The 20,678-nt window shown below is 45.0% G+C and carries 16 protein-coding genes; 5 read left to right on the forward strand and 11 right to left on the reverse strand.

Annotated features, from left to right (window positions below; genetic code table 11):
• Positions 1–29: 29 nt before the first annotated feature.
• The 3 genes from IGI78_RS11770 to IGI78_RS11780 all read left to right on the forward strand — a co-directional run bounded on the left by IGI78_RS11770 (position 30) and on the right by IGI78_RS11780 (position 3,751).
• Positions 30–1,607, forward strand: a complete 1,578-nt coding sequence (locus IGI78_RS11770; protein WP_077452862.1) for a PucR family transcriptional regulator — start codon at positions 30–32, stop codon at positions 1,605–1,607.
• Positions 1,604–2,401 carry an alpha/beta hydrolase gene (locus IGI78_RS11775; protein WP_195264666.1) on the forward strand — a complete coding sequence of 266 codons (798 nt, stop codon included), beginning with the start codon at positions 1,604–1,606 and terminating at the stop codon, positions 2,399–2,401. The genes IGI78_RS11770 and IGI78_RS11775 overlap by 4 nt, the downstream gene beginning before the upstream one ends.
• Before the next feature lie 204 nt (positions 2,402–2,605).
• Positions 2,606–3,751 (forward strand): cation:proton antiporter, encoded by a 1,146-nt coding sequence (locus IGI78_RS11780; protein WP_081117446.1) that lies wholly within the window; start codon positions 2,606–2,608, stop codon positions 3,749–3,751.
• Between the two features lie 156 nt (positions 3,752–3,907).
• Here IGI78_RS11780 and abc-f read toward each other — a convergent pair whose 3' ends face one another.
• The 4 genes from abc-f to IGI78_RS11800 all read right to left on the reverse strand — a co-directional run bounded on the left by abc-f (position 3,908) and on the right by IGI78_RS11800 (position 9,640).
• Positions 3,908–5,377: a ribosomal protection-like ABC-F family protein gene (gene abc-f, locus IGI78_RS11785; protein WP_081117447.1), complete on the reverse strand. Its 1,470-nt coding sequence runs from the start codon at positions 5,375–5,377 to the stop codon at positions 3,908–3,910.
• 359 nt (positions 5,378–5,736) lie between these two features.
• Positions 5,737–7,005, reverse strand: a complete 1,269-nt coding sequence (locus IGI78_RS11790) for a dicarboxylate/amino acid:cation symporter (RefSeq protein WP_430618040.1) — start codon at positions 7,003–7,005, stop codon at positions 5,737–5,739.
• Positions 7,006–7,023: 18 nt separating this feature from the next.
• Positions 7,024–8,274, reverse strand: coding sequence for an MFS transporter (locus IGI78_RS11795; RefSeq protein ID WP_081117449.1), 1,251 nt, complete (start codon positions 8,272–8,274; stop codon positions 7,024–7,026).
• A gap of 151 nt (positions 8,275–8,425) precedes the next feature.
• Positions 8,426–9,640 carry a pyridoxal-phosphate-dependent aminotransferase family protein gene (locus tag IGI78_RS11800; protein ID WP_081117450.1) on the reverse strand — a complete coding sequence of 405 codons (1,215 nt, stop codon included), beginning with the start codon at positions 9,638–9,640 and terminating at the stop codon, positions 8,426–8,428.
• A 130-nt stretch (positions 9,641–9,770) separates the two neighbouring features.
• Here IGI78_RS11800 and IGI78_RS11805 point away from each other — a divergent pair, with 130 nt between their 5' ends.
• The gene (locus IGI78_RS11805; protein WP_081117451.1) at positions 9,771–11,402 is read left to right on the forward strand and encodes a PucR family transcriptional regulator; all 1,632 of its coding nucleotides are present in this window, start codon (positions 9,771–9,773) and stop codon (positions 11,400–11,402) included.
• Between the two features lie 30 nt (positions 11,403–11,432).
• On the opposite strand, the gene arcC is transcribed toward IGI78_RS11805, so the two are convergent.
• Genes arcC through allC form a run of 7 tightly spaced genes read right to left on the reverse strand, consistent with a single transcriptional unit; the run spans position 11,433 to position 19,401 of the window.
• Positions 11,433–12,368 carry a carbamate kinase gene (gene arcC / locus IGI78_RS11810; protein ID WP_081117452.1) on the reverse strand — a complete coding sequence of 312 codons (936 nt, stop codon included), beginning with the start codon at positions 12,366–12,368 and terminating at the stop codon, positions 11,433–11,435.
• Positions 12,341–13,204: a DUF2877 domain-containing protein gene (locus IGI78_RS11815; protein ID WP_081117453.1), complete on the reverse strand. Its 864-nt coding sequence runs from the start codon at positions 13,202–13,204 to the stop codon at positions 12,341–12,343. The genes arcC and IGI78_RS11815 overlap by 28 nt, the downstream gene beginning before the upstream one ends.
• Before the next feature lie 38 nt (positions 13,205–13,242).
• Positions 13,243–14,505: a DUF1116 domain-containing protein gene (locus IGI78_RS11820; RefSeq protein ID WP_081117454.1), complete on the reverse strand. Its 1,263-nt coding sequence runs from the start codon at positions 14,503–14,505 to the stop codon at positions 13,243–13,245.
• Positions 14,506–14,517: 12 nt separating this feature from the next.
• Entirely contained in the window at positions 14,518–16,272 is a 1,755-nt protein-coding gene (fdrA, locus tag IGI78_RS11825; protein WP_081117455.1) for an acyl-CoA synthetase FdrA, read from the reverse strand.
• Between the two features lie 8 nt (positions 16,273–16,280).
• Positions 16,281–17,357 (reverse strand): ureidoglycolate dehydrogenase, encoded by a 1,077-nt coding sequence (gene allD, locus IGI78_RS11830; protein WP_081117456.1) that lies wholly within the window; start codon positions 17,355–17,357, stop codon positions 16,281–16,283.
• Positions 17,358–17,370: 13 nt separating this feature from the next.
• Entirely contained in the window at positions 17,371–18,156 is a 786-nt protein-coding gene (allE, locus tag IGI78_RS11835; protein ID WP_081117457.1) for a (S)-ureidoglycine aminohydrolase, read from the reverse strand.
• 15 nt (positions 18,157–18,171) lie between these two features.
• A complete protein-coding gene (allC, locus tag IGI78_RS11840) occupies positions 18,172–19,401 on the reverse strand; it encodes an allantoate deiminase (protein WP_430618041.1) in 1,230 nt (409 codons plus the stop codon).
• A 169-nt stretch (positions 19,402–19,570) separates the two neighbouring features.
• Here allC and IGI78_RS11845 point away from each other — a divergent pair, with 169 nt between their 5' ends.
• Positions 19,571–20,434, forward strand: a complete 864-nt coding sequence (locus tag IGI78_RS11845) for an alpha/beta hydrolase (protein ID WP_081117459.1) — start codon at positions 19,571–19,573, stop codon at positions 20,432–20,434.
• The last annotated feature ends 244 nt before the right edge of the window (positions 20,435–20,678 follow it).

The raw sequence follows: 20,678 nt of genomic DNA on the forward strand, positions 1-20,678 counted from the left end.
TTATCCAAAAGAGAAAAAAGGAGCATTTTATGAAATTAAAAGAATTGGTTGAACTGCCGCTTTTTGAAAAAAGTAAAGTCCTGACTGGCTCCATTGGTTTAACAAATTCCGTCGGTTCCGTTATGGTGCTGGAAGCGATGGATATCGAGAAATGGAGCAAAGCCCATCAATTGATTTTGACTTCTTTTTATGCCTTCAAAGACCAATCACCTGAGGAACTGCGTGTTTTTTTTGAAAAAATGCAGCAAATCGGCGTCAGCGGTTTAGTGATCAAAGTGGATCGCTTGATCCCTATGATTCCAGATTGGGTGATCGAGCTTAGCTTTGCTTATCAGATCCCTTTGATCAAAGTGCAGCAAGAAGTCAGCTATGAAGCCATCATGCTAGCGGTTTACGAACCATTGCTGAATCACCAAACCCAGCTGCTGCGTACCTATTACGAAGTTCGACAGCGCTTCATGAAAGTCGAGCGCAACCACTCTTCTTTCGATCAGATCATGCAGGAGTTCTATCAATTGATCGAAAAGCCTTGTTCTTTGCGCATCCCCCATTTAGATGTGCATGTGTCCGTCGGTCAATCCTTTAAGAATTTCGTGGTGACCAAACAAGAACCCATGAAAACCGTTGAGTTTACCAAGAACCACTACGAATATTTGGAATTATTTTCTCATGAGAACAATCAATATGTGACTGCCATCAAAGTAGAGATCATCAATCCTTACAATGATTTATGTACCTTGATCGTTTATCAGAAAGATTCGCAGATCCCTGAGGCAAAAGTCATGATTATTGAAAATGTGATCGACGTCATCTATGAACGCCTCCAAATGGAGTATTTGTTGAAGAAAGAACGCTACAATCGCATGAACAATCTTGCCGATGCGATCTTGCAAAACACTCCTAGCAATTTGGCTGAGCTGGATCTTTTGTTAGAAGAAGCGCAACTGGATCGCTATGATTTCTACCAAGGCATCGCCTTTGCTTCCAACAGCTTTAAAGATAAGGAGCGTAAGTCCGTCGTTTTGCACAAGCTACGGGCGTTGAAAACACCCCACGTCTTTTTCGAACACCATAATTATTTGGTGATCCTTTATAATTTCCAATCGATCGCCCATCAGGTGACGAAACAGATGCTGCAGACACATTTTGATGATGCCCTGCTAGCCGATGAACATGGCTGCTTGGTGGTCAGCGAAGTCTTACGCAAGGAACAGATCAAAGAGATCCTGCCAGAGTGTTTGGATGCGATCCGCTTCAATCGGCAGTTTTATTTGGCGCCGATCATTGCCTATAGCGACTTAGGTATCTTTAGTTCCTTTATCAAAGAGAACCAACTAGAAAAGCTGCAGCAAAGCATTCCCCCGAAGCTGTATCAACTTTCGGAAGAAAATGAAGAGCTGTTCAAAACGCTGTATACCTTTTTTATCACGAATCGCAATTACAAAAATACGGCTGAAACCTTGTTTCTTCATGCCAAAACGATTCGCTACCGGCTAAGCAAAATTGAACAGCTCCTAGAGATCGATCTAACAAGTCCGATCCAATTAGTCAATTACGAGATCGGCACCTATTTATTAGAGCTTCAGAAAAGGAGTCAAGCAAAATGAAAAAAGAATGGCAATTGACCACCGGCGCTTCGGTGACCCTTTATCCTGCTTCTGAGAAATACCTGGTTTATTTTCACGGTGGCGGTTTTGTTTATGGAACCCGCCAAGACATTCCCGCATCACTGATCGCACTATTTCAAGAGCAGCAATACAGCGTCCTCACAGTCGATTATTTGCTGGCACCTAATTCCTCGTTAGCGGAGATTTTAGCAATGAACTGGCAGAACTTTCAAGAATTGCAAGCAACTGTGCTTAAAGATCGTCCATTTTGTTTCTGCGGTCGCTCAGCCGGTGGGTATTTGATGCTGGCGCTGACCCAGCAATTACTGAAGGAACAACAGAGATTGCCTGAAAAACTGGTCAATTTTTATGGGTATACCGATCTTTCTTTTATTGAAAACAAACGAGTCTTGCAGCAGCCGCTCTTAAGCAAAGAGCAAGTCCCTTCTTTGGATCAAACCGAGATCGTTTGGGATGATCCGCAGTTTCAGCGCTATTTGCCTTATGTTTATTGGATTCAACAGCAAGAACTCACCACCATCTATGGGCTAACAGCTGAAGCTCTTTCTGACTATGCCATTGATCCTGAGCTGCTTGCTCAATTTCCTCCAATTTTCAGCAGTGCCAGCAGTACCGATGAGGAAGTTCCTTTTCGTTACAGCAAAGGCTTGAAGAAAGTGCCTAAAAGTAAATTTGTCCCTGTCTATGATTTGCCCCACGACTTTTTGAAAAACGTCGAGGAGCCGCAAGTCCAAATGGTCTTTCAGCAGCTCGCCCGTTGGCTCAAACAATAATTTGATACAAGTAAAGTGAAAATAATGTTTTTTTATTTCGACGAGTGCACAGAAAAACTCTGATTGCCTTCGCTTCCTCCTTATCTCAAAAAACGTGTGGTTTAATGAAACTCTTTTAATAAAAAAAGGCTTGATACAGGCTCAATTCAAGAGAGAATGCTATACTAAAGGGGAGTATGTTATAGGAAAGAAGGATGAGGTTTTATGCATTTTGTCGGGATTTTGTGTTTGATCCTAATCACGACGACCCTCTTCTCGCATCTGGCGAGACGGATGGGCGTTCCTGCTGTCATCGGGCAGTTGCTAGCGGGGGTTTTATTAGGAGGCGCAGGACTCAATTGGGTCCATCCAGATATTCTAGTTCATGATTTTTCAGAGATTGGTGTTATTTTGCTGATGTTTTTAGCGGGACTGGAAAGTGATATTTCTTTATTGAAACGCTATTTTCGTCCAGGAATGCTCGTTGCCCTTTTAGGGATCGTGTTCCCGATGCTCTTCGGGTATGCCACAGGAGTCGGTTTTCAAAGCAGTCCCACAGAAGCGTTCTTTTTCGGGATCGTATTAGCTGCCACCTCAGTCAGTATTTCTGTCGAAGTATTGAAAGAGTTGAATGTGGTGAACACGAAAGAAGGTTCGACGATTCTTGGTGCTTCCGTTGTGGATGATATTTTGGTCGTGTTGGTTTTGAGTCTTAGCCTTTCCTTTTTAGGCGGCGAAAGCAGCCAAGCAACACCACTGCCGGTCACCTTATTGGTAGAACTGATTTATTTTGTGTTGATTTTTCTATTGGTGAAATGGATCGCTCCGTTCTTATTGGCACTTGCAGAAAAGCTATTTGCAAATTCCGCGGTGATCATCATGTCACTGATCATCTGCTTAGGAATGGCGTATCTTGCTGACCTTGTTGGGTTAAGCTCTGTCATTGGTGCCTTCTTCGCAGGGATCGCTGTCAGTCAAACGAAGGTTCGTGAGGAAGTGGAACACAGTGTCGAAGCATTAGGTTATGCCGTCTTCATTCCGGTGTTCTTTGTCAGCGTTGGCTTAGAAGTTGATTTTTCCCGCTTAAATGAGCAATTATTCTTTATTCTTGCCTTTACCGTGGTCGCGATCTTGACCAAACTGGTCGGCGGCTATGTCGGGGCGAAAATCGCGAAATTCTCGAACAACAGTGCTTGGATGGTGGGAGCTGGAATGATTTCCCGAGGTGAAATGGCATTGATCATTTTGCAGATTGGTCAACAAAACCAATTGATTTCGTCCACATTGTATTCCCCTTTGGTGATCGTTGTCTTGTTGAGCACCTTGATCTCTCCACTGATCTTAAAATACTTTACGAAAAAGATTTATTAAGCGATGTAGCAACAGCTAGGCGATACCGATTAGTGCAAAAAAACAGTGCGGGTTTTGTAGTGACCGCTCAACGGCCGATTTTTTGATCGAACGTTGGGCGGTCATTTCCTTTCCCGCGCTGTTTTTCTCTATACAGGTATAAAAGCGACAATGCTGCTAGTTACTGGAAACCAATGTTAATTTCCCATGATCGATTTGATACACGTCATCCGCGACAGCATCAATAAACGCTTGATCGTGAGAAGTGAACAAAACCATGCCACGATAGCTGCGAATCAATTGTTCCAAGACGGTGATTGTCGGCAGATCAATAAAGTTCGTCGGTTCATCAAGAATCAAGACATTGGCAGCTTGAGTAAAGATGCGTGCAAGCTCGACCCGTGTCGCTTCTCCGCCGCTTAGCACATTGACTGGCTTCATCACTTCATTCTGGCTAAATCCTAGATTGTGTAAAATACTGCGGACCAGTGGTTCCTGATAGTCTGTTTGAGCCATCAATTCCGTCAAAAGTGGTGTGGTGCTGTTTTTTCGATAGCCCATTTGCTCGTATATCGCAAAGACGATTTTCGGTGATAAATAGATCCCCTCTCCACCTGCGATGATTTCTTTTAGTAAAGTCGACTTCCCCGAACCGTTCGGACCCACGATAGCGATTTTCTTCCCGGCAGCAAACTGGAAACTGCTACTGTCTAGCAAACATTTCGTCCCTCTTTGAATGGTTACTTGCTCCCCACGAATCGGTCGTTTATTATGCAGTTCCACTGCAGGGACTACTGGAAAACGAATCACCTGCTGCTGGGCGACACCCTTCACTTCTTCCAACTGATCCAAGCGGCTTTCCATGGCTTTGACTGTTTTTTGCAATGACTTTTGCACCGTGTCCTTTTGTTTTGATGACGACAAACGGTCTGGTCGGATGTTCTGCTGCCGCTTTTTTTCAGAAATGCGACTGCTCTTGATCACTTGTTCTTTTTTCTTTTGGATTGCTTGAGTCAACTGCTGCTTTTGTTGCTGATACTGCACCGCCTCCCAGGCAACACGCTGTGTCGCTTGCTCTTTTTGCTGTCGGTAACTGTCATAATTGCCAGAATACTCGATGACTTTGCCTTGATCGACTTCCCAGATTTTCGTTGCCAGCTGATTCAATAGGTACCGATCATGACTGACCACGATCAGGGTGCCATAATAATACTGCAATTCCTCAATCAAGACTTGAATTCCTTGCTGGTCTAAATGGGTCGTTGGCTCATCGAGCAAAAGTCCTAATTGATAGGAAGATAACATTTGTGCCAACCGGTATTTGGTCTCCTCCCCGCCACTTAGTGTCGCCAATTCATTCGTTGGGATCGAAAAACGACCAAACAGCGCCCAGTCAAGAGCCTCCGTCTTTTCAGTCACCTCAGCGATTTGCGGGAAATAGTGAAACGAATTTTCTCTTTGGATCGTTCCTGAATCAGGATCGATCACTCCCGCAATCAATTTCAGCAAGGTGGACTTGCCTTGCCCGTTTGCGCCCACGATCCCGATACGATCTGTTTGATAGGCGCTCAGTTCTTCAATGTTCAGTACTTCTTTGGACCCATAGTTTTTGATTAGCTTGTTTATTTTTACACTTAATTGTTCCATCAGTCTGTCCTTCCTGTCTAGGAAAACGCAAGAACAAAAAAAGGGCATAGCCTACCGCTATACCCTGATTTTAATAAGAAATTGGAAAAAAGAGGACACTCATCCCTTGAAATCACGATTGCCTAGACTTTTGAAATAGATTTAAATTAGCTATTCAAAAGGTCAATCCACAATTTCATCGATGCTGTCATGTTTTTTCCTCCTCTTTTTGTCGTATTTGTCTGTTGAATGACGAGCTGAAAATCAGTCGCTATTGTTTACCGTTTACGGTATTTCAGGAAGCTTCTTTCGTCTATCAACGAATCAATCGTAGCACGTTTTCAAAAAAGAGTAAAGTTTCATCACAAGAATGATTGGTCTTATACGCCATCGGTGATTTTTTCTGCTAATTTGACCGGGGCTTTTTCACCATTGAAGACTGCACGATCCAGTTCTCCTTCATCATGAGCAACGATCAACGCCACCGTGACGTCAGGATCCACATTCAAAAGGGTCCGAAACATCCCAGAAAACCAATCGATCCCTGCCAGTAAGGCGATGCTTTCATTAGGCAGTCCTAACATAGGTAAAACCGTAGCCAGTGTGACTAATCCGCCGCCTGGAACGACGATCGTTCCCAAGCATGCCAACGAGGACAACAAGACCACTTGCAAAAGATCCCCCCAGCTCAATTGGATCTGGTACGCCTGAGCAACGGTTACGATTGCCAGGGCTAAAAATAAGGAGAGCCCATTGCTATTTAAGGTCATGCCCAGAGGCATCACGAGCTTATTGATTCGATCACTGATCCCAAATCGTTCTTTGCCATCTTCGATTTGAAACGGCAATGAAACAGCAGAAGAGGTGGTCGTAAAGGAAATCACCGAGAGGCGCCACATGTTCTTTATTAAACGAAACAAGGAAACTTTGCAATAGAGCGACGTCAAGAGAAACCAAAGAAACAAAAAGAGCAAAGATGCTGCTGCTAACATCAATAAAAAACTGGCTAACATTCCCAAAACACGAATACCGGTATCTTCTACTAAGGAAGCAACAAGGCCGAAAATCCCGATCGGCGCCAACTTCATGATCATGCTGACCATTTTTATCAAAATATGATTAAAACTGCTGATCATATCTAGAAACAGCTGATTCTTTTTTTCATGCTTGATCAAGCTCAAGGCAAGGCCAAAGAAGAGCGAAAAAATAATCACTTGGATCATATTCTGCTCCACCATGGCTTGAATAATGTTCAGTGGAACAAAGTTTAAGATGACTTCTTCCATGCTGCTGGTACTTACTGCAGTTTCTGTACTTTGCAGCAGCGACTGATCAAGGCCTGCGCCGGGCTTGAGGATCAAGGCGAACAAGAGACCGAAAATAGCGGCGACAAGGGTCGAACCGGTAAACCAGAGGAAGACTTTCCCGCCGATCCCACCTAATTCTTTTGGATCAAGTCCCCCCACCGCTTCAATCACCGAGCCCATGACCAACACGACCACAGACATTTGAATCAGTCGCAAGAAGAAGTCCCCGACTAGCTGCATTTGATCACCTAAACCGGGAAAGGAAACGCCCCAAAAAATCCCCAATACCGTTGCAATCATGATTTGGTTGGTCAAACTGATTTTTAAGGATCGTTTTTTCATCTGTTGTTCCTCACTTTTCTACTTGGCTGTTTTCTTAGAGTTTACAGTCAAGAATAAGAATGTACCACCGATCAACAAAATAATTGCGATATAAAAGCCCATTACTTTTGACCCTGTTGCATCCGAGATCGATCCGGTCAATGTTGGTGCGATAACGGAAGACATCATGCCGAAAAAGTTGAAGACCCCTAATGTCGTACCGACCCCAACTTTGGGTGCATTTTCCCCTAGCCAAGAAATGATGATTGGTTCAACCGCTAGTTTTCCAAGGAACCCGTACAAGATCAACGCGATCATTAAGAAGGTCGAATTTGTTGCTTGCACCGTTACTAATAACATCAACGCCGCCAACACTTCTAAAATAACGATAAAAGTTACTTTTTTATGCATGTATTTGTCTGCCAAGCGGCTAAAGAACAAGGCCCCAGGAATCGAAGCAAATGCCACCAATGAAGAAGAGAAGCCGATTGCGACTCCTTGGAAGCCTCGTTCTGTTCCTAAGAAGTTTGGTAGCCAAGTAACCGTCATATAGTAGGCATAACACGTCGCAAAATATAACACATACGTAAAGAGCATCCGCAGGGAGAACAAGGTCGAAAGGGAAACTTTTTCTTTCGGCTGATCCGTTGTTTCTTCTTCAGCTGCTGCTTGACTCTCCAAGAAAGCTACGTCTTCTTTGTTGCTGCGGATCACCAATGCGAAAGCGATCGTCATACAAACGATCAAGAAAGCGGATAAATACATCATTGTTTGCCAAGGCATGTTCATCTGAATAACGATAAAGCTTGATAAGATCATCCCAAACCCTGAACCAACGGCAGAACCACTATTGACGATCGCTGTTGAGAAGCTCTTCTTTTCTTTCGGAATGTTCTGTGAGGTCAAAGAATACGCGGAGCCGTAAAAAGACCCACAGCCGATCCCTGCTAAAAAGCTACCGGTATAGATCATGGTGATTGAAGAGGCTTGTGAAATCAGTAAAGCTGCCAGTGCAAATACCACAAATCCCGGAAGCAGAACTGTTTTCTTCCCAATCTTATCCACTAAAAAGCCGGCAGGGATCTGCATGATCACATAGCCGAAAAAGTAAAAGCTGGCGATCGATCCTAATGCTGTATCAGAAATATTGCCGCCAAGTGACTCATTGATTTGCGGATAGACCGGCGATAACGCAGCACGATAAATCCAGATAGTGACCCAGCCTGAACACATTAAGATAATAATTTGTTTCCAGTAGGCAAGCCCACCACGTTCTTTATTGATTTCCATTTTTTTCCCTCCATCAGTTACACAAGTAAAGTTTGTGAAGCACGCCAACGAAAGCGCTTTAAGATAGTCTTAGTGTACGTTTTTTTGCCGACGATTGCATTTGTCATTTTTCACAAAGCGCTTTCAGTCGTTGTGCATTTGTGCTAAAATTTTAAGTCGTTTTTTCGTAGTAATTTAACGCAGCGATGAGCGCTTTGCCGGCAGAAATTGGTGCTTGCTGGTACAATAGTGCCCCTTCTAACGCGGCTAGGACATGTAAAATATTTTCTTTGCGGCTGCTGTAACCCATATTTCCAATCCGCCAGATTTTTCCTTTTAGATCACCAAATGAACTAGCGATCTCTACACCAAAGGAGTGAAGCATCTCTTCTCGGACAGCTTCGCCATCAACACCTTCTGGAATAAAGATGGGGGTAACTGTCGGCATTTTGGTTGCTTTTTCGCCATAAATTGAAAGCCCCATTGCCTCCAGTCCAGCGACCAACGCCCCTTCATTCGTCAAATGACGTTGATAGGTTGCATCGAGGCCTTCGTTTAGCAACATCCGTAATCCTTCATGAAGCGCATAGATCATACTCGTCGCTTCTGTGTGATGGTTGATTCGCTCTTTATTCCAGTAGCGTTGCAGTTGACTCAAATCCAAGTAATTGCTCATAATGTGCCGCTTGTTTCGATCCGTTTTGCTCAAGCCTAATTCTTTTTGGTAACGGGAATTAAGGACAGCTTCGACTCGCTCGTTGTAGGTCACTAATGAAAGACCCGACGGCACGCTTAAACACTTCTGAGTACCAGCAATTGCCAAATCGACACACCAATCATCGACTGACAGGGCTACGCCACCATAAGTCGCCACCATGTCAACGACAAAGAAAATATCTTTTGCGCGACAATACTGCCCGATTTCTGCTAACGGCTGCATTTGCCCGTTGGCGGTTTCCCCGTGGACCATCGCCACGATTTTGGGTTGAAATGCGACGATTTCTTTGATGACCTCTGCGGGTGCAAAAGGAGCTGTCCACTCTTTTTCCACATATTTGACTTGCGCTTGAGCACGTTCACAGATTTCTCCCAGTAAGAAAGCAAAGCGCCCATAGGCTGGGATCAAGACTTTGTCCCCTGGTTCGATCAAAGCGATCAGCGCCGCTTCTAAACCAGCTCGGGAAGTCCCGTCAATGGCAAATGCCTCTTTGTTTTTGGTTCCAAACGGTTGTTTGATCATTTCTTTGACCTCATCCATGATCGCCAAAAAATTCGGATCAAACTGCCCCAAAATACGATTGGTCATTGCTTGTAGAACAGCTGGATGGGCTTCTACAGGCCCAGGTGTCATGATCGTACGTTGTGCGATCGTTAACTCTTTATACATCTTTTTCCCTCATTTCTCTTTTTGATTTCACTGTCCAACGCCTTGTCAACGTTTCCAAGTTTGTTGTACAATAAAGCTAAAAAAGGACATGTTTTTGTTTATTTTGTTCAATTCCAAAAGGAGTTTCTCTATGAAGTTAGTTGCTGAATTGCTTGCTATACCACGCTTTTCCAATTTGCGTTTATTGACAGATCCCCTGACTGCGGAAATTCCCGTCGACAGTATCGAAATCACCGAGACCCCCGATATCGCCCACTATATTCCTGAGCATACCTTTATCTTAAGCACGGCGATGGTTTATAAAGATAATCAAGGAGCACTGCTTGAACTGATCGATTCCCTCGTAGCCAAAAATGCCGCTGGATTAGGCATCAAGATCGGTCGTTTTTTAGATGTCATCGATCCTGAAGTCATCGCCTATGCCGATAGCTTGGGTTTCCCCATCGTAGAAGTACCTGCCACGATGCCGCTGGGCCGTTTGATGCACCAGCTTTTGAATTTACTATGGAACACCAAAACCGAGCAGTTGAGTTATGCCTTAGATATCCAAAAACGGTTCTCTGCTTCCTTGATGAAGGATGTCAGCATCGCTCGCTTTATCGCTGATTTTGGCCAAATGGTCAATACACCGATCATTTTGTTGAATCCTTTTAAACAAGTGATTGCCCACTCCAAGCATTTCACCCGCATGTCAAAACCCGCGGAGTACTACATCCATCAATTAGGACAAACGAAAGGGGTTTTTACTGGTGAAAAAAGCGGGGCGATCCCTATCAAAGATCTTCATGAAAAAACGTCACAAATTTCTTATTATGCCATTGAAACCTCCACTTATTTCCCCCATTATTTAGTCATTTTGAATCCTGAGGCAATTCCTTATCCTGTCTCGGATTTTGCGCTGGAACAAGCAGCATTGGTCTTGTCGTTTATGCTCTACAAGAACCAAAAAGTGCAAGAATCTTTTGAAGATTTAAAAAGTGACTTTTTAACACGGATGATCGAATACCAGCAATCGACCAAGCAAGAACAAAAAGATTGGTTAGATCTCGGAAAGACTTACGGGTTAGTCAAAGCCCGCCATTATCGTGTCATCTATGGTGCCTGTGAACCAACCAAAGAAACCAAAGGCAAAGACAAATACCTAAAAGAAAAAAGTGACTTGGTTTATCAGTGGTTTAGTGAACAACTGCCTTATCGCATCAAAGATGTTTGTCTCTTTCGCTTAAAGGGCAGCAATCACTTTGCGATTTTCGTGCAGCACAAGTGTGATGCCTTAGAAGACCATTTGATCGAGACCGCCAATGCTTTGACCAATCGGTTGCCATTTCGAATGGCCTTTGGTGTAGGAAGTGTCTGTGAAAGTATCAATGATTTAGCCAGCTCCTACATCGAAGCAAAAACTGCGTATGAAGAACGAAGAGGCCAACATGATTCTTCCATCGTCTCTTTCTACCATCAAAGGGGAATGCGGAGTCTATTTGAAAAAATGAGTCCTGAAGATATCCATTATTTCTGCCGTACGATTCTTAAAGAATTGGCGTTTCCGCAAGAAGATGCCACCATCGAATTGCGCAAAACCTTACGGGCTTACTTGGATTATCAATGTGAGATCACCCGCACCGCCAAAGCCTTGTTCGTTCATCGCAACACGATCAAATACCGCATCGAACAGTGTCAAAAGCTACTAGGAAAAAACGTGCATGATCCTAGCATCAGCCTGGATCTGCGTTTAGCCCTTGAGCTGTCGGAAGAAGGCGACTAATAGGCGAATCAAGCAGTTGGATCGCTGGTTTTACCCAGCGATCCTTGTGCCTGCTTCACCTAACAATGCTAAGTCCGCTTCTTCCAATGAGCAGATGATTGCTGTCTTTCCTTGTTTGGCAAACGCAATCGCCGCTTCCATTTTCGGCCCCATACTACCTTCTGCAAAATGCCCCGCATCAAAATATGCTTGCGCTTCACTTACGGATAAGCCCGTTAATTTTTCTTGCTCCGGTGTTCCATAATTGATATAAACGTTGTTGACGTCGGTCAGCATCATAAATACATCGGCATCCACTTGTTCTGCCAATTTTTTCCCGGTTCGGTCTTTATCGATGACTGCTTCGATCCCTTTCAAGCCTTCCGCTTGTTTTACGACTGGAATCCCACCGCCGCCACCAGCGATCACGATGGTATTTTGATTCAATAAATGAACCATTGATTCCACGCCGTGGATCGTCACAGGTTGTGGAGATGGCACGACGCGACGGTACCCACGTCCAGCATCTTCTTCCATCACCCAATGTTTTTCCTCAGCCATTGTTTTTGCTTCTTCTTCTGAGTAGAACAAGCCGATCGGCTTCGTTGGCTTTTCAAACGCGGGATCATCCGCTGCCACTTCCACTTGGGTCAATAAGGTCACGACATTGCTGGTCAATTCTTCTTGCTCAATTTTATTTTTGATGCTTTGCTCCATTAAATAACCGATAAAGCCTTGTGACTCTGCATTGCAGACATCCAGTGGAAAAGGCGGCACGACTTCTTTGGCTTCTTCATTTTGTCGTAAAATATTGCCGACTTGCGGTCCATTGCCGTGCGTCACGACGATTTGATGGTCGAGCTTCTCGATTTTAGCGATCTGTTCTGCACTTAGCTGGATATTTGCAAGCTGTGTCTCAACGGTCGCTGATTGATTCGGTTTTAAAATTGCATTGCCCCCTAGAGCGATGACCACTCGTTTTGCCATATGAATTCCTCATTTCTATTGTTTTGAAATTGATCGATACTGCGAGCAAACCCTGCCAAAAAGTCAGCCCCCGAGGTATGACCGATCGCTAGTATCTCTTTGATTACTTGGTAAAAAGCCGCTGAATCGGTACACCTGGTCAAGGATAACGCCGATTGATTGAATGCGCCTGTCAGTGCATGCAGAAGATAATGTTTACTGACGTCAGTCGTCAAATCATTGACTGTCAACAGCCTTCTTTGTAGATAAGACACCAAGCGGGTATCTTCTTGCCCCATCACTCGGCGAGAAAGCAAATGACCAACTAGCATATCATCGCCTGTGGGGGTCAATCCGACACCCCGTCCGACTAAATAAGCGACTGCTTGCCGTTGTTCTTTAAATGAAGGCGTGCATAGCTGATCGATTGCGTCGTAAAACGGATGATTGCTGCGGATGGTTTCTGAAACAGCTTCTCGAATTCCCGTCTTTTCCGTGACGCTTTGGAGGGCTGACCAAAACAGTTCTCGATCAAATGGGACTGTGCCAGCTGGAAAGGTGGTTGTAAATTTGGCTGCCTTTTGAAAAGACAGACGATGATGCGGAAAATGGATCACCCGTTGCTGAACCAAAAGAGCGGTACCAGCAACTAAGCCTGTCGCCAACGCTGCATAATCGTCGGCAGCTAAAATCATCCCTTTGGGCACGCGAGCCGCTTGTTTGGAGACACAGATCAGCTGATCCTGACGAGGATCTTGCAGATTGAAACTATGCTGAAACACACTGTGAACGATCCAGTTGCCATTGATAAATGTGGGTTCAAATAAAGCTTGGTCGATCCATTTTGCCTGTATCATCGCTAGGTTGCTCCTTTTTCACGTTTTCATTCCCTGATTTATTCTTCAAATCCTAATTTTTTCGCATAAGCCAAGACAGCTTTTTCAAAGCAATCCATTGGTGGTGTCACTGTCCCGGCACCAATTTGTCCCCGTCCAGCTTGTTTGTTGGCGATCCCTGTATTGATCACCGGTAAGATCCCTGTTTCCACGACTTTACGAGCATCGATCCCTAAACAGATCCCTTTGAAGTCCCATGTAGGAACGGGAAAATTCGGATTGGTATCAATGGAGATCTCTAACATCTCATTGCTGGTTTTCAACGCATCGTGAAATCCGCCGGAACCAACGAAGCGTGTCACAGCTGGGGCAGCAATCATTGCCATTCCCCCGACACCAAAGGTTTCCGTAATGGCACTGTCGCCCATATCTGGAGAGGCATCTTCTTCACTGAATCCTGAGAAATAGAGCCCTTTTGGTGTATTGACAGGACCAGTAAACCACTCGTCCCCCATGCCAGAAATACGGATACCGAATTCATGCCCGTTGCGACACATTGCTGTCACAACCGTTCCTTCTTCAATCGTTCGGGCGCCATCAAGCACCGCTTTTGAAGAAGCCATCATGATATTCAAGAAAAACTGATCCGTGTCTGCTAGAAACTGAATGACTTCTGGTTTTTCTTTTTCAAATCCTTTCAGGGTAACGATCGCTGGTGCTACTTCTTTTAAGAACGCCAACGAAGCAGCGATATTCCGTTGATGGAACTCATCCCCCATGGCGATTGCTTTTGCGACTAAGACATTGATGTTCAAGCCATCGGGTTTTGTTTGTAGTGCAGCACTTAAAACTGGTGCTAACGTATTTTTCATCCAATGCAAGCGATCAATGACTTCTTGAGAATAGGCGCCAAATCGTAAAACTGCCCCGATCCCTTCGTTCATCGTACAATACGCTCGGTTGCCATCGGTTTTGTTTTCCACCACGAGTACTGGCATATTGGCAGAGGTGATGCCCCCCATTGGGCCAACCGCTTGCACGTGGTGACAAGGAATCAGATGAACTTCCCCAGATGCTAATAAATGACGTACCTCTTCTTCCGTTTCGCCCCAGCCTTCAAAAAGCCCCGCACCAACACACGCACCTTGAATCGGATCGATCATCTGATCGTAGCGGATCGGTGGTCCTGCATGCAATAGGACTTTTCCTTCACCTAATTCTGGAATGACACTGACTGCTGGAACGACATCCAACAAAAAAGGCGAACCCGCAACGATTTTGGCAATAACGGCTTGGTTTGCTTCTTCAATAGTTTCGTACACGATAACTTCCTCCTACTCTGATAGTGACACTTGTGCTAAGAAACGTAAGGCTTTTTGTAACGTTACGTTCCCACCAGCAATTGGCTGCCAGTCATATTGAACGACTTGACCGTGATGTGCCTGGATCGCTTCCGCAAAGCTACGCAACCCTACATTGATGAACGCGTCATTCGCCAACAATTCGCGGCTCTTTTCAGATGGCTCTGACAACGCATCGGCAGTTGTCACTACTTTTGGCAACAGCTTACGACTAATTGGTGAAAAGGGATGGCCAAGTAATGCTAAAGCTTTTTTGACTGCTTGGGCATTGCTTTGACACAAAATCACGCCAGCTGCTATTAAAATCTCTGCTTGCTCGTTGCTGTCTTGGGGGTCTAAATCAGTTCCGACGATCGTAGCGATCACCGCTAACTCCCGGCCAGCTGCTTGTGCAGCTTCCTTCAACGATTTGATGGTCGGTGCCAATTCACTCGCCATATCTTGATGAGAGCCGTACCCTAAAACGATATCTAACAAAATCACTGCCGTTTCAGGATCTTCTCCCGCTTGTTTCAACAGTTCGATCCGCTTTGTTGGGTCGATCATCGGATGGGGCTTGCCTTGCGTATAGATGTCATCACCTAAATCGATGATCTCATGGCCAGCTGCTTTTAAGATGTACCCTTCCTGAGGGGCATCTTCTTGTTCTAGATTTAATCCTGCTTTGACCAGCATCGCTGCTTCGTACGCCAATGTTCCACCAGAATAGTAAGCTTTGATTTTTTGCTGTTCAGGGCCAAAAGCGACAGCTGCCGTTTCCTCTTTTACTGGCTCTAATCCAATCTGTTCTTGACGTAGCAGCTGCACGGCTAATTGTGCCGCTTCTTCCAGCGTGTAGGCTCTGTAAAGATTTTCTTCGTGATCCGTTGGTTCTTCCCCAAGAAAAATCGTGACTGCAGGTTTTGTTCCTCTTCTTAATAATGCCAACACTTCATCGCGGACACGTGGTGCAGGTGGTTTGGAGATCACCACGATCACCTCTGTATCAGGATCGTGTTCCAAGGCAAGAATGCTGTCTTTCATGGTGATCCCACCGACGGCTTCTTTGAGATCTCGTCCACCGGTTCCGATGGCTTGTGTCACACCGGCACCCAATTTATGAATGATGGTGGTGACTTCTTGGATGCCCGTACCCGAAGCGCCGACAACACCGATTTTCCCTTTACGAATGGCATTCGTGAAGGCTACTGGTATCCCATTGAGAATCCCTGTGCCACAATCTGGCCCCATTAAAAGAAGTCCTTGTTCATGAGCCATTTTCTTTAGCCGAACTTCCTCTTCCAATGAAACATTATCACTGAAACAAAAAACATGTTTGCCCGCTGCTAATGCGGTTTCAATTTCTGGTGCTGCCATAGTACCAGGAATCGATAAGACAGCGACCTTCGCATCTTTTCCAAGATCTAAGGCTTTTTCCCAAGTTTTGACGCTTTGGGTTTCTTCCCCTGCGCTATTGCTTTGGTCCGATAAGAAGGCATCGATTTCTGACAGGACTGTTTCGATGATTTCTTCCCCTTCAATGTCTAAAACGAGTACCATATCGTTGGATGTCGCATTGCTCATCTCCTCGGTATAAAGACCACCCGTCTTGAAGATATCCTTATTGGCAGGTGTACCCATCATGACCGAAGCGTTGTTGATCCCTTCGATCGTCAGTAAACGATTGGTCAAAAGCATTAAAACAATGGAATCTTGGTAATTGTTTTTTTGAATAATAGTGTGTAACATGGGTCTCCTCACTCTCCTGTTCCTGTCTGTGCAAAGGCATCTGACCCAGAATACTGGTCAAAATGAACCGTGTCGCTAATGAGATAGCGATAAATGTTCTTTTCGATAGGAATACCTTCTGCCATATATTTTTCATAAGTTAGTTGATTGATCTCGCCTGGATAATAGACTTGCTGGAACTGTTCAGCAACTGGTATATCGTGCAGCTCTTCGATCATCGTTTCCACCGACTCTTTAAATGTGTCTAAATCTGTAAAACGTTGCGGATCGATCAGCAAAATAAATTGCCCTAAGTCGCGGCCTTTCGTCAGATCGTTGTACATAGAGGAAACATGCTTGCCAAAAGGCAGCCCAAGAAGCATTCCAGACAAGATATCCACCATCATCATCAACCCAAAGCCTTTTGGTCCTGAGATTGGCAATAACCCATGAACATGATGCGGATTCGTTGTTGGCTTGCCATGGGCATCAACGGCCCATGTTGCAGGAATCTCTTTATTTTTGGAGCGAGCGTCTAATATTTTGCCCCACGCTTGGACCGTCGTTGCCATATCAAAGACCACCGGTGCCCCCTGTTTTCGTGGTGCGGCAAATGCGATTGGATTGGTACCAAAATAATTTTCTTTGCCGCCAAAAGGAACCACCATTGAATCTGATTGGCACATAGATAATGCAATCAAGTCAGCTTCTGCAGCTTTTTTGACATAATAGGATAGCGCCCCACTATGACTCGTTTTCCGTACACCAACTGCCGCGATCCCAGAACGTTTGGCCATCTCAATGGCATGCTTTGTCGCTTCTAATACAACGACCTGCCCTGCGCCATTTTGACCGTGAACGATCCCGCTGCTCGGCCCAGTCTCTTCAAACGTGATCTGTGGAGTGCGATTCATTCCACCTTTAGCGATCCGCTCTGCGTAATAGTCTACCCGTACAGCCCCATGAGAGTGGATCCCGCTGGCATCGGCAAAGACCAAATGCTCTGCAACGATGGCTGCGTGCGCTTCAGACAAACCAGCAGCCGCTAATTTTTTTTGGATCAATTGCTGTAACTCTTGTGACTGTACAATAACCGTCTCTTCCATCTTCTAAACTCCTTTAAATTTCCGGATCGCGGTTGCAATCTTTGGAATAAATATAGGTCAATGGTTCGTCACGACCAACACCATAGGCCGCTTGCTGTACATAGGCACTCATGAAAATGTAGTCGCCTTTTTCCACCGGGAACCACTCATTGTCTAAGTTATACATCCCTTTACCTGACAGTAAGTACGCCCCGTGTTCTTGATAGTGGGTCTCAATGTAGCCATGACTTGCCCCTGGTTCAAAGGAAAGGATATGAATATTCATGTCAAAGCCCAACTCTTTCGGTAAGAAATCCCAAAGCAAGACGTCAGCCATCCCTTCGTATTGGATCGGTGTCAACTCTGAAAGATTCCCCACTACTTTGTAGGATTGGTGATTTTCTAACGGTTGGTAACGCTTCTTATACAAGAACACTTCTGTCGCTTCTTCTTGGAGATTTTTCATATACAGTTTTTCTCCAGCAGGCAGATAGATATAGCCTCCGTCCGTCAATGTATGGGTTTCTTTGCCATCACTTACTTCCAGTTTGCCCGAGATGACATACAAGAAACTCTCGATCTCTGGACCGCCGAAGCCCAATTGGTTGGCGCCATCTTTTTTGAATGAAATGATGTAATCGACAAAAGACGCCCCTAATTTTGGTGTGCCGAGTATCGAACATTCACAGTTTTCGAATCCTGGAATGACATTATTCACTAGCCCATCATGCGGCAAGATCGCAAAATTATTTTTTCTAATGACTGCTCGTGATTGCAGCAATCCATCTAAATAGCCCGTGTTATTATTTTTGTATCCCATGTGTGTCCCTGCTTTCTATTCTTTGTATGCTAGCTCGTAAAGGGAAGCTGCTAAAACTTCTACCCCAGCTGTTAAATCTTCGATAGTCGTTGCTTCGGCTGGGTTGTGGCTAATCCCATCAATACTTGGTACAAACAGCATCGCCGTTGGAAAATGTGGTGCAATGATTTGGGAATCATGCCCCGCCCCACTATGCATGACTTTGTAACGTTTGCCGGTTTGCTTCACCGCTTGTTCCACCGTGGCAACGATCGTCTCGTCCATCGGCACAGGGCGTTCATCCATCCATAGATCCATCTCCACTGTCAGGTCGTGCTCTTTGGCGATCGCTTGAATGATCTGTTCTGCTTCAGCAGTAAAGGCATCCAATAGTTGCCCATCAGTATGGCGACAATCCATCGTAAACAACACTTCACCAGGAACCACGTTGACCGTATTCGGTTTTGGCTCAACTTTACCGAATGTCACTACTAATGGATCCCCAAGCTCTAAGCCACGGTCGATCACTGCGGCACACATTTTGGCAAAACCATACACAGCATCTTGGCGATAGCCCATCGGTGTGGTTCCTGCATGATTGGCTTGTCCTTTTAAGACAAAGGTGTAACGCTTTTGACCAGCGATACTATTGACGACACCGATCTGCAAATTTTCTTTTTCTAAAACACTGCCTTGTTCGATATGGATTTCCACGAAGGCTTTGATGTCTGATCGAACCGGTTCTTGTGGGTCGCGAAAATCAAAGCCTTGGCGTTGCATCTCTGCCACGAAGCGATTGCCTTCAAAATCTGTGATCGCTTCAACATCGGCTTTTTTGGCCTCTCCGACAAAGTTTTTACTTCCCCAAAAAACGGTTGGAAAACGACTGCCTTCTTCTTCTGCCATTGAGATGACTTCCAAGGAGCGTAAAGGTTGCCCATAGGTCTCTTTTAAATACTTGATCGCTAAAGCAGCAGCAACGACTCCGTATTGACCGTCTAATGTGCCACCGTTGACGACGGTATCGATATGTGACCCTGAAAGAATCGTTTCTTCTGGAAACTGGCTGCCTTCCATTCTGCTGAAGAGATTGCCGACTGCATCATAGGACGTCGTTAAGCCAGTTTCTTTTAATTGTTTTTCTACAAATGATTGCGCTTCTTTCCATGAATCGGTATAAAGCAGTCTAGTCATTCCTCCAGTTGGATCACCCCCAATCTGAGATAGTGCATCGATCATTGCCGCTACTTCTTTTTTCAACTCCATTGTTCTGCCTCCTTTAATTTATACGGTTATTGTAAGCGTGTTACTGACGGACATCATTGTTCACTTTCGACAAAACCGTTTCTATTTTTAGTCATAACGCTGTTTTCTAAACCGCTTCCTTCTCCTATACTCTTCCTTATACTATCGAAGAAGAGAAAGGAAGAAAACAATGGTTTATCCTAAAAATGCCTTTGCGCAAACAGAAAAAATCCAATTTGACACCTACGGCACTTTGCCGTTAGAAGTGACGATCCTAAAAGCAGCGCAGCCTCGGATCAGCCTTTTGTATTTTCATGGTGGTGGCTTCCTCTATGGTCAGCGAGAAGACCTTCCGCAGGATTATGCCCACCAATTGCTGGCTGCCGGTGTTAGCCTTTACCTGTTCGATTATCCACTGGCTCCCGAAGTAGCGCTGAACGACATTTACCTTCATACAAAAAAGGCAGTGGAATGGTTTTTGACAGAGGGCTGGCACTTCAGCGGCGTTGGTGCAAATGAGTACATTCTATTCGGTCGCTCCGCCGGCGGTTTTTTAGCGACCTTACTGACCGCACGCACAAAGCACTCGGAGCAAAAGGGCTTGATCCGATTTTACGGTTACCAAGAGTTGTTTTGTAAAGAATTTTTGCAGCCGGCGCGCTTTTACACACAATTTCCGAAAGTCCCACCACTCGCCGCTGAAGCCATGATCGAAAGCCAACCTATCACCCACGGCACGCTAGAAAAACGATTCCCTTTGTACCTTTCCGCCCGTCAATATGGCAACTGGCAGCGTTATTTAGGGAATCGGGAACAGCTAGCAGCCTTGGCGATCCCTGCTGCCGCTTACCAAGACTTTCCTCCTTGCTTTGTCGTTCATTGCAAAAAAGATCCAGATGTTCCCTTCAGCGCATCCGAAGCTTTCGCTGCACAAGTCCCCCATGCCAAAACACTTTGGCTCGACTTAGATCAGCATGACTTTGATCGGACACCAAATGCGATCGCTGATGAGTGCTATCGAGAGATGATTGGGTGGCTGACTAACCTATTCTGAAACGCTCAGCTCTTAATAGGTGATGGTTTTGAAGCGATCGGTACGCTGTGATCTTGCGTACAGCAAAAAAATGACCATTAGAGAACCAACTCTAATGATCACTTTTTTTGATTTGATTACTAGTATCTGGGCACAACGATTTCTTCAAAAATCTAACGCTTTGCATCGCAATTTTATTGAATTCTTCAGAATAAAACAGCGCGATGATCTTCTCAAAAGAAAGGATCATCGCGCTGTTAAATTA

The organism is Enterococcus sp. DIV1767, from assembly GCF_050542585.1.
GTDB lineage: Bacteria > Bacillota > Bacilli > Lactobacillales > Enterococcaceae > Enterococcus_D > Enterococcus_D innesii.